We start from the raw sequence: 9,456 nt of genomic DNA, 5'->3' as shown, positions 1-9,456 counted from the left end.
CCATTGTATGGCGGTGAGAGAGGGATTCGAACCCTCGATGGGCGTTAACCCATACGCCCTTAGCAGGGGCGCGCCTTCAGCCACTCGGCCATCTCACCATTCACTCCTATCTGAACGCCCGTATCCGGAGAACTTCCCGAGGATTCCCTGGGGAAGAGCCGTCAGGCGGGTGCTCGCGTCAAAGTGGGCGGGATCATACCAATGGGCTGACAAAAATCAATGGGGAATCAGTAACATTTTGCTCTTTTTTATTCTGTTGGGCACAAACTGACCTACAGGCTCAAAAAGGACTTTTCCGCCAGCTCGTCAGGTTAAAATTGAGCTTCATGCAAATAAAAAAGGCCGGATATCCGGCCATTTTACGCAAGCTGCATAGCTACTCGCTCCCCCCCTCCTCAGAGGATTGTCTTTCGCGCTGGATACGCTGATAAATTTCTTCGCGGTGGACGGCAACTTCTTTTGGCGCATTGACTCCAATGCGCACCTGATTGCCCTTCACCCCCAGCACGGTAACCGTCACATTGTCGCCGACCATCAGCGTTTCGCCAATTCGGCGGGTTAAAATCAACATTACCTACTTCTCCTTGATCATCCTGTGATAAAGAGCGGCCGGTATTCCCCTAAAGCTGCTCTTATTTGGTCATCATAACCGGATGGCGGTGCAAAAAGGCCAAAAAGCTGCCCATCGTACTATTCAGTATTGACCAGCCGAACAAAATCTCAACAGATTGAATTTTGTGCCAATAAGCCGAATCGAAATGAAAGGCTCACACCGCCTTAACTCTGGTTATTGTGTTTTTCATCTCTGCTTGTCAGAGAGTTCAAACGCACTGTGCAGCGCCCGCACAGCGAGTTCGAGATAGCGCTCATCGATAATCACCGATATCTTGATCTCAGATGTGGTGATCATCTGGATATTGATATTGTCTTCACCGAGCGCATTGAACATACGACTGGCCACGTTGGCATGGGATCGCATGCCCACACCGACAATAGATACCTTGGCAATCTTGTCGTCTGAGATCACTTCACGCGCACCGAGTTCCGCCGCGACACGCTCCAGCACATCACATGCCTTACCCAGATCATCGCGATGTACGGTGAAAGTAAAGTCTGTAGTGCCATCGACAGCGCTAATGTTTTGTACGATGACGTCCACTTCAATATTTTCACCGCCAATCGGCGCCAGAATGCGACAGGCAACCCCTGGGGTATCCGGCACACCGCGAATTGTTAACTTGGCCTCATCACGGTTGAACGCGATACCGGATACAACAGGTTGCTCCATTTCGTTATCTTCCTCATCCAGGCTAATCAGGGTTCCATTACCCTCCTCAAAAGTAGAGAGCACACGCAGGGGAACCTTGTATTTACCGGCAAACTCCACGGCGCGGATCTGCAAGACCTTGGAGCCAAGGCTGGCCATCTCCAGCATTTCCTCGAACGTGATCCGGTCCAAACGGCGAGCACTGTCCACCACCCGAGGGTCAGTGGTATAAACCCCATCGACATCCGTATAGATCTGACATTCCATTGCACCCAATGCCGCCGCGAGGGCCACGCCTGTAGTATCCGAACCACCACGCCCCAAAGTGGTGATATTTCCGTTATCATCCACGCCCTGAAAGCCTGCAACCACAACCACTTTGCCTGCATCCAAAGCCCCGCGCATACGCTCGACATCAATGCGCTGAATGCGCGCTTTGGTATGTGCATTGTCCGTGAGGATCTTGACCTGCCCACCGGTATAGGAGCAGGCATCGTAGCCACGTTTTTTCAAGGCCATGCTCAACAGCGCGATAGTGACCTGCTCACCGGTGGAAACCAGTACATCCAATTCGCGCGGGTCGGGCTTTTCCTGAACCTGATACGCGAGATCAATCAGGCGGTTGGTCTCCCCGCTCATAGCAGAAAGCACCACAATCAAGTCATGCCCCTGGGCGCGAAATGCGGCCACCTTGTCGGCGACAGCCTCAATGCGCTCAATCGAGCCCACGGAAGTCCCGCCATATTTATGCACGAACAAACTCATAACTTTTTGTGTTTCCCCAGCTCAAGGCCAAGCACACGCATCGCTTCGATTCATGCAGGCGCGCACTTAATCACCAAACTTCGGCGAAATCAACTCGACACCCCACTTCTTGCGCCAAATTGACCGAAATCACGTGTTGAGGGCATCCTCAACCCACTCCGGCACCGCCTGTAACACCCCCGCCAAAGCAGAAAGGTCTGTCCCACCACCTTGGGCCATGTCACGTCGACCGCCGCCCTTGCCACCGAGCCTGCCAGCGGCAAAGCGCATCAGGTCGCCGGCCGAGAGGCGGCTGGTCAGGTCCGGGGTTACCGCAGCCACCAGCGCCACCTTGCCTTCACCTGGTGCGGCGAGTAACACAACGCCACTGCCAAGTTTGTTCTTCATCTGATCTGCCAGGTCTCGCAAGGACTTCGGGTCCGCACCCTCCACAGAGGCTGCCAGCAGCTTAAAACCCGCCACCTCTACCGCTTGTGCAGAGAGATCACCGCCGACACCACTGGCAAGTTTGGTTTTCAGCTGTGCAACCTCCTTTTCCAGCCTGCGATTTGTGAGCAATAACTGCTCTACCTTATCCGCCAGGGTATCCGGGCGCGCCTTGAGGAGCGCGGCGATATGTTCAAGATGCTGCTGGGTTTGGTCAAACAGCGACAGTGCGTGGGCACCGGTCACCGCTTCGATACGGCGCTGCCCCGAAGCGATGCCGCTCTCACCAACAATACGCAGCAGACCAATATCACCGGTGCGCTCAACATGAGTACCACCACACAACTCCACAGAAAAGGCACCGCGTTCGGTCACACCCATGGAGAGTACACGTACGGAATGGCCATATTTCTCGCCAAACAGCGCCATAGCGCCCATTTCTTTGGCGGAGTCGATATCAGTCTCACGGGTTTCCACCGGCGTGTTGGCCCGAATCTGGGCGTTAACCAGAGATTCAATGGCGCTTAGCTGTTTGATGGTTACCGCTTCAGGATGGGAGAAATCAAAGCGCAAGCGCTCGGAATCCACCAGGGAGCCCTTCTGGGTAACATGCTCGCCCAACACTTTGCGCAGCGCTGCATGCAACAGGTGGGTGGCGGAGTGGTTCAGGGCCGTTGCCCGGCGCACATCTGCGGACACTTTGGCCGCGACCTGATCGCCAACCACAATAGCACCCTTAAGCACCTTGCCATTGTGCAGATGATGGCTTCCCTGCTTGGTACAGTCGCGCACTTCAAAGCAGCCGGCTCTCGCAGTCAGGTAACCGCAATCGCCAACCTGGCCACCGGACTCCGCATAAAAGGATGTGCGATCCAATATCACAGCACCTTCTTCACCCTCTTCCAGACGCTCCACCCGCCCACTCTCTTTGACGATAGCGACGACGATACCCTCAACTTCCGTTGAGTCATAACCCAGGAACTCAGTTGCCCCCCCCAAGCCCAGCACTTCGGTGTAGCCCTGCTTAAACCTGCCCGCGGCGCGGGCGCGCTCGCGCTGGGCCTGCATCGCCACTTCATAGCCAGCCATATCTAGTGACAAGCCACGCTCACGGGCAATGTCCTGGGTCAGGTCGGTGGGAAAACCATAGGTGTCGTGCAGGGTGAACACCAGCTCTCCCGGAATTTCACTGTCTTCCAATGAGCCGAGGGCGTCTTCCAGCAGAGCCAGCCCCTTATCCAGGGTCTTGGCGAATTGCTCCTCTTCTTTGCGCAGAACCTGCTCGATAGTCTGTTGCTTCTCACGCAATTCAGGATAGGCTTCGCCCATCTGTTCGACCAGGGCCTCCACCAACTGGAAGAAAAAGACTGCCTTGTGCCCCAACTTGTGCCCATGGCGCACGGCGCGACGGATAATACGACGAAGGACAAAGCCGCGCCCCTCATTGGAGGGCATAACGCCATCGGCGATCAGGAAAGCGCAGGAGCGGATATGATCTGCGATGACCCGCAGGGATTTCTCTTCCAGGTTGTCACAGCCGACGACTGTTCCAGCAGCTTTCAGCAGCGCCTGGAACAGATCGATTTCGTAGTTGGAGTGCACGCCCTGCATCACGGCAGCAATGCGCTCCAGGCCCATACCGGTATCTACTGACGGCTTGGGCAGCGGGTGCAACTCACCCTCTGCCGTGCGCTCGTACTGCATAAACACCAGATTCCAGATCTCGATATAGCGATCCAGTTCGTCATTGTCTGAGCCGGGCGGACCTCCGGCTATGGCTTCACCGTGATCATAGAAAATTTCCGAACTGGGCCCACAGGGACCAGTGTCACCCATCTGCCAAAAATTGTCCTCGTCGAGACGGGAAAAACGTTCCGCACTGACACCGATCTCTTTTAACCAGATATCGGCGGCTTCGTCGTCGCTGATATGTACAGTAATCCAGAGACGCTCTTCAGGCAGGCCCAAAACTTTGGTGAGGAAATCCCAGGCAAAACGGATAGCCTCGCGCTTAAAGTAATCGCCAAAGCTGAAATTGCCCAACATTTCAAAAAAGGTATGGTGCCGCGCAGTATAGCCAACGTTCTCCAGATCGTTGTGCTTGCCGCCGGCACGCACACAGCGCTGCGCGCTGGCGGCGCGCCTGTAGGGGCGCAACTGGTGACCAAGAAAGGTATCCTTAAACTGTACCATGCCGGCATTGGTGAACAGCAGGGTCGGATCGTTGCCCGGAATCAGAGAGCTCGATGGCACAATGGTATGACCCTGTCCCGCAAAGTAATTCAGAAAGGCTTCGCGAATCTGTGCGCTTTTCATCCAGCGTAATTCCACTTCGTTTGTTGAGAGTTACTTGAGAGACACCACCGGTGACGAGATGCCACATCTGCCCCATTTACTGCGCAAGCCTGTGCTCAGGCATTTTTTTGTGTGCCAGCAGGTGAACATGTAAATGGAATACGGTCTGTCCGGCACTGCGACCATTATTGACTACCAACCGAAAACCCTCGAGGCGTAATTGTCGGCCCAGTTCGGCAGCCACCCACATTAAGTGGCCAAGCAGGGTTTTGTCTTCGCTTTTGGCGTCAGACAGGTTGACCAGGGGTTTGCGCGGGATAATGAGCAGATGCGTCGGCGCTTGTGGCGCCCGATCCTCAATAACGACACAAAGGTCATCCTCGTAGATTTTCTCGGTCGGGATATCGCCAGAAATAATTCGACTAAATACGCTGGATTCACCCATCGGTTTATTTTTCCAGCTTTTCCTCGGCGGTCAGCTGCCGTGCTTCAGACTCCAGCATCACCGGTATCCCATCCCTGACCGGATAGGCCAGGCCACTGGCCTTGCAAACCAGTTCCTGGGTGTCCTCACGATACTCGAGTGGCGCCTTGCTCACAGGACACACCAACAGGCTCAGCAACTTTTTATCCATGTCTCACCCACTATTCCCCTCACCAAAACTTCCGGGGTCAAAAATGACCGCGTATCATACATTGCCTCATGGGGTTTTTCACGATATTTGCCGCAGCTTCTGCTGGTATATTTGAGTGCTTTGCCGCATTTTTACCCTAAGGCGACAGATCTAGACGCGGGCAGCAGAGAATTTAAATGCCCCAGCAGCAACTCCCGCGCCAAGCGCCCCTCCTCCTCCTCATTAAATAATTCGTGGTAGGCATCGGGGAAACAGTGCAACTCTTTAATCTCTGAACCTATACGGATAAACCAGTCCTGGCTAACTTTTGTGTCCACCAGTTGATCCGACTCCGGCAGTAACATCAGGCAGGGCGCCTGCAGGCGCCCGAGATTGACGGAGAGGAACTCCCGCTCCCGCAGGAAGCTTTCAAACCAGCGCAAGGATATACCGCGATGCGTCAACGCATCGCTCCGATAGGCCTCGACAACCGCCTTATCCCGGCATAGCCATTGAGCATCAATCCGGTTGGTGAGCACCAATCGCGGAAATAGCTTTGCCAGTGTTAGGGCCAGCCTCAACTCCAGGCCCGCGGGCTCCCGCCTGCCGAAAAACCCCGGTGCAGACAGGATCACACTGTCTGCAAAGTCGTAACGGATGGCGCTGCCACAGGCGACCACCGCCCCCATACTGTGTCCCAGGAGGTGCAGATTGGTATCGGGGTTACCATTTTTGACCCGGCAGATAAATTCGTACAAATCCTCGCAATACAGAGAGAAATCCTCGATATGCCCCCTTTTGCCCGCGGACAAACCATGGCCGTAGTGGTCCAGTGCATAAACACTGAAGCCCGCCCGGTTGAGGTGCCTGGCCAGGGAGGCATAGCGACCGCTGTGCTCACCCAGGCCATGGGAAATCACCACGATACCCAACGCTCGCTCCACCCACCAGCGCCGGTAGTGCAAGCGTATATCTCGCGTCAAAAATTCCACCCCCTGCCTCCTTTTTACGCTCTTTATTGTTATTTCAGCGTCTGCAGCCGAGATTACTCCTCGTGCTCCAGGTTATCGTGGTACTGACCCAACATGGCGAGGTGGTTCAAGCGCGCCCGCCGCACCAAGGCGTCCTGCGCAGCCCCAATATACTCCTCCCGGCCACACCAGGCCGCCAGCGCCGGCTGCTGCAGGGCCCGGCCATAGGAAAAGCTCAGTTGCCAGGGGGCATTGCCAATTTGGTTCAGGGCATTGAGATTGGCGGTGGCTTCCTCGGGGCTCTGCCCGCCGGAGAGAAAGTGAATACTGGGCACCGCCGCAGGCACTGCGCGCCGCAAGCTGCGCAGGGTGTACTCCGCAACCCGTTGCGGCTCCGCGCGGTCGCACTCCGATCCCGGAGTTACCATACTGGGTTTAAGCAACATCAGCTCCAGTATAACGCCATGTCGACTCAGGGCGTGAAAGACGGCATGCCAGACCCGCTCATTGACTTCCGCACTGCACTCAATACTGTGATTCCCATCCATCAGGACTTCCGGCTCTACGATGGGCACAACGCCCTCACACTGGCAGATAGCGGCATAGCGGGCGAGCACCTCGGCATTGGCATACAGTCCCAGTTCGGTGGGATTTTCCGGACCCAGGGGGTACACCTCGCGCCACTTGGCAAAACGTGCGCCCTGTTTTTTGTACCCCCGCAACCGCTCCCCGAGGCCGTCCAGCCCGAAAGTGATCATATCCCCGGGAGCGCCGGGCAGCGGTCCCTTGCCTCTGTCGACTTTAATACCTGGCAGGATTTTTTGTGCCGCCGCCCTCTGTGGCAACGGAATACCCTGATCATCACACTGGCCAAGGGTTTCCTCAAACAGAATCACTCCACTGACAAACTCTCCCAGCCCCTCGCTCGCTAGCAGGGCCGAACGATAACCGCGGCGGTTCTGCTCCGTTGACGCAACCCCCACTGATGCAAAGCGCTTGGCGATGGTGCCATCACTTTCGTCCGCAGCGAGAATGCCCCGCTGGCCATCAACCAATTCGGCAATGGTCGCCTGCAATTCACTCTGAACTGTCATTTGGACACCTCCCGCGGTGTAAAAGACACGCCATTTCCCTTAAAATGCCTGACAAGCAGAGACCGCCCGCTTCCAGCCAGCCAGCAAAGACTCCCGCTTGGGCGCAGCCATCGCGGGCAGGAAATCCCGATCTATTTCCTTCAGGCATTCCGGCAATCGCCGGGACTGCCACAGCCCGCTGCCAATGCCCGCCAGAAGTGCGGCACCTATCGCGGTGGACTCTATCTGCCTGGGGCGCTCCACACGCAATGCGGAGATATCCGCCTGAAACTGCATCAAAAAATTATTCACACTGGCCCCACCATCCACGCGCATATGGCTGATGGGCAGGTCCAGCGCTTCGCTCATCAGGCGCACCAACTCATCACTCTGATAAGCAATGGATTCGAGCGTAGCCCGCACCAGCTCAGCACGGCCGGCACCGCGACTCAATCCACAGATTGTGCCGCGCGCCAATGGGTTCCAATGGGGCGCACCGAGCCCACTGAAGGCCGGTACCAGGTAGACACCGCGGGTATCGGGAATACTTTGTGCAATTATCTCGGTTTCCGCGGCCTGCTGAATCAAGCCCAGTTCATCGCGCAGCCACTGCACCGCAGAGCCGGCAGTAAATACCGAACCCTCCACAGCATAAGCCGGAGCGCCATGGACATCACAGGCTACTGTCGCCAGTAGCCCCTGAGGTAAAGCAGGTGGCATCTCCCCGGCAAACGCCAGCATAAAACAACCCGTGCCATAGGTATTCTTGATATCCCCGGGATGGATACAGCCCTGGCCAAACAACGCCGCCTGTTGATCGCCAGCCACCCCGCAAATGGGTGCATCAGTGCCAAGGAACGCCTTGGGGTCGGTATCGGTAAAGTAGCTGGCAGATGGCCGTATTTCCGGCAGTATGGATTCCGGGCAGTCGAACAGTGCCAGCAGTTCCGGGTCCCAGTGTTTTTGTGCCAGGTTGTATAGCAGAGTGCGGCTGGCATTGGTGTGATCGGTAAGATGCGCGCGACCACCACTCATTTTCCAGATCAACCAGCTATCCATTGTACCGAAACAAAGCGCACCGCTGCGGGCACGAGCCAGCAATTTCGGATTCTGCCGAAACAGCCATAGCAGTTTGCTCGCGGAAAAATAGGCATCCAGCAGTAGGCCGCTGCGTTCACGCAGCCACTGGGAATTTCCCGCTGCAACAAGCTCCGCGCAGATTTCTGCAGAACGGCGGCACTGCCATACGATCGCCGGGTGCACCGGTTCCCCGGTGTGCCGGTCCCACAAGATGGTGGTCTCCCGCTGGTTGGTGATCCCCACAGCTTGGATATCCGATGCACGGATACCGGCGCGCTCTAGCGCTGCGCTGCACACAGACAGTGTAATCTGCCAGATTTCTTCGGCGTTTTGCTCAACCCAGCCCGGTTTTGGGTAGTAATTGGAAATTTCCGCATAGCTGTAGCCGATCTGGGCACCCCTGCTATCGAAAACAAAAGCTGTTGTGCCCGTGGTGCCCTGGTCGATGGACAAGATCATAATGTGTCCCGTGATTATTGTTCTGGCGCTCTGTTTCCCGTGGCGCGTTTCTGTAAAGGTATCATTCTCCAGCCGCCCCCTGAAAAGAATATAAGCCCAATGACTTGTCGTCCAGCACCGGACAATGCTATCCAGCGGCAGGTCCAGATGGCTCGGTAACTCATGCGCGGCCAACCTCTTCATCTACCGAGCCTGGGCATGCACTGAGGAATGCCAAGTATCCGCACCGACACTGTAACTGTGCAGGCTCAAAAAATAACCGCCAAACGCTCAACAGCAACCCAGTGATCGCACGTTGTTGCGGATTCCGGCGAAAGCACAATATCCCCCGCCGCGTTAGCCGTAGGCCCCACCTGGAATGTTTACAAAGCCCTGCTCAAGCAGGTGGTTGGAAATGGGATAGATAATCGAACAGAGTATCACCTCCAGGACAACTTTCCCGCCAGCTTCCACACCAACCCAAACTTGGGCTGATCCTAGCCGGCAATTGGCCTGCCAGTCGCAAC

8 protein-coding genes and 1 tRNA gene are annotated in these 9,456 nt (G+C 56.0%); all 9 read right to left on the bottom strand.

The window, feature by feature from the left end; translation table 11 throughout:
- Positions 1–8: 8 nt before the first annotated feature.
- The 9 genes from ACL7TT_RS12795 to glpK all read right to left on the bottom strand — a co-directional run bounded on the left by ACL7TT_RS12795 (position 9) and on the right by glpK (position 9,133).
- Positions 9–98: transfer RNA gene (locus ACL7TT_RS12795), tRNA-Ser, on the bottom strand.
- 278 nt (positions 99–376) lie between these two features.
- A complete protein-coding gene (gene csrA / locus ACL7TT_RS12790; protein WP_299943075.1) occupies positions 377–571 on the bottom strand; it encodes a carbon storage regulator CsrA in 195 nt (64 codons plus the stop codon).
- Positions 572–799: 228 nt separating this feature from the next.
- Positions 800–2,032, bottom strand: coding sequence for an aspartate kinase (locus tag ACL7TT_RS12785; RefSeq protein WP_413395913.1), 1,233 nt, complete (start codon positions 2,030–2,032; stop codon positions 800–802).
- 129 nt (positions 2,033–2,161) lie between these two features.
- Complete coding sequence (gene alaS / locus ACL7TT_RS12780) at positions 2,162–4,774, bottom strand: alanine--tRNA ligase (protein WP_413395911.1); 2,613 nt, start codon at positions 4,772–4,774, stop codon at positions 2,162–2,164.
- 76 nt (positions 4,775–4,850) lie between these two features.
- Positions 4,851–5,198 (bottom strand): histidine triad nucleotide-binding protein, encoded by a 348-nt coding sequence (locus tag ACL7TT_RS12775; protein WP_299943070.1) that lies wholly within the window; start codon positions 5,196–5,198, stop codon positions 4,851–4,853.
- Positions 5,199–5,202: 4 nt separating this feature from the next.
- Entirely contained in the window at positions 5,203–5,388 is a 186-nt protein-coding gene (locus tag ACL7TT_RS12770; RefSeq protein ID WP_108734085.1) for a Trm112 family protein, read from the bottom strand.
- A 131-nt stretch (positions 5,389–5,519) separates the two neighbouring features.
- Positions 5,520–6,359, bottom strand: a complete 840-nt coding sequence (locus tag ACL7TT_RS12765) for an alpha/beta hydrolase (protein ID WP_413395909.1) — start codon at positions 6,357–6,359, stop codon at positions 5,520–5,522.
- Between the two features lie 53 nt (positions 6,360–6,412).
- Positions 6,413–7,432 carry a class I fructose-bisphosphate aldolase gene (locus ACL7TT_RS12760; RefSeq protein WP_413395907.1) on the bottom strand — a complete coding sequence of 340 codons (1,020 nt, stop codon included), beginning with the start codon at positions 7,430–7,432 and terminating at the stop codon, positions 6,413–6,415.
- Positions 7,433–7,471: 39 nt separating this feature from the next.
- Positions 7,472–9,133 carry a glycerol kinase GlpK gene (gene glpK, locus ACL7TT_RS12755; protein WP_413395906.1) on the bottom strand — a complete coding sequence of 554 codons (1,662 nt, stop codon included), beginning with the start codon at positions 9,131–9,133 and terminating at the stop codon, positions 7,472–7,474.
- Positions 9,134–9,456 lie beyond the last annotated feature (323 nt).

The organism is Microbulbifer jejuensis, from assembly GCF_047289955.1.
GTDB lineage: Bacteria > Pseudomonadota > Gammaproteobacteria > Pseudomonadales > Cellvibrionaceae > Microbulbifer.
The sequence above is the reverse complement of the archived record's forward strand: the minus strand, read 5'-3'. Positions and strand labels throughout refer to the sequence as shown.

What these genes read in the sequence shown, in the direction of transcription:
- csrA (WP_299943075.1), bottom strand. Translation starts at nt 571, where the DNA reads ATGTTGATTTTAACCCGCCGAATTGGCGAAACGCTGATGGTCGGCGAC.
- glpK (WP_413395906.1), bottom strand. Translation starts at nt 9,133, where the DNA reads ATGAAGAGGTTGGCCGCGCATGAGTTACCGAGCCATCTGGACCTGCCG.
- ACL7TT_RS12770 (WP_108734085.1), bottom strand. Translation starts at nt 5,388, where the DNA reads ATGGATAAAAAGTTGCTGAGCCTGTTGGTGTGTCCTGTGAGCAAGGCG.
- ACL7TT_RS12760 (WP_413395907.1), bottom strand. Translation starts at nt 7,432, where the DNA reads ATGACAGTTCAGAGTGAATTGCAGGCGACCATTGCCGAATTGGTTGAT.
- ACL7TT_RS12785 (WP_413395913.1), bottom strand. Translation starts at nt 2,032, where the DNA reads ATGAGTTTGTTCGTGCATAAATATGGCGGGACTTCCGTGGGCTCGATT.
- ACL7TT_RS12775 (WP_299943070.1), bottom strand. Translation starts at nt 5,198, where the DNA reads ATGGGTGAATCCAGCGTATTTAGTCGAATTATTTCTGGCGATATCCCG.
- alaS (WP_413395911.1), bottom strand. Translation starts at nt 4,774, where the DNA reads ATGAAAAGCGCACAGATTCGCGAAGCCTTTCTGAATTACTTTGCGGGA.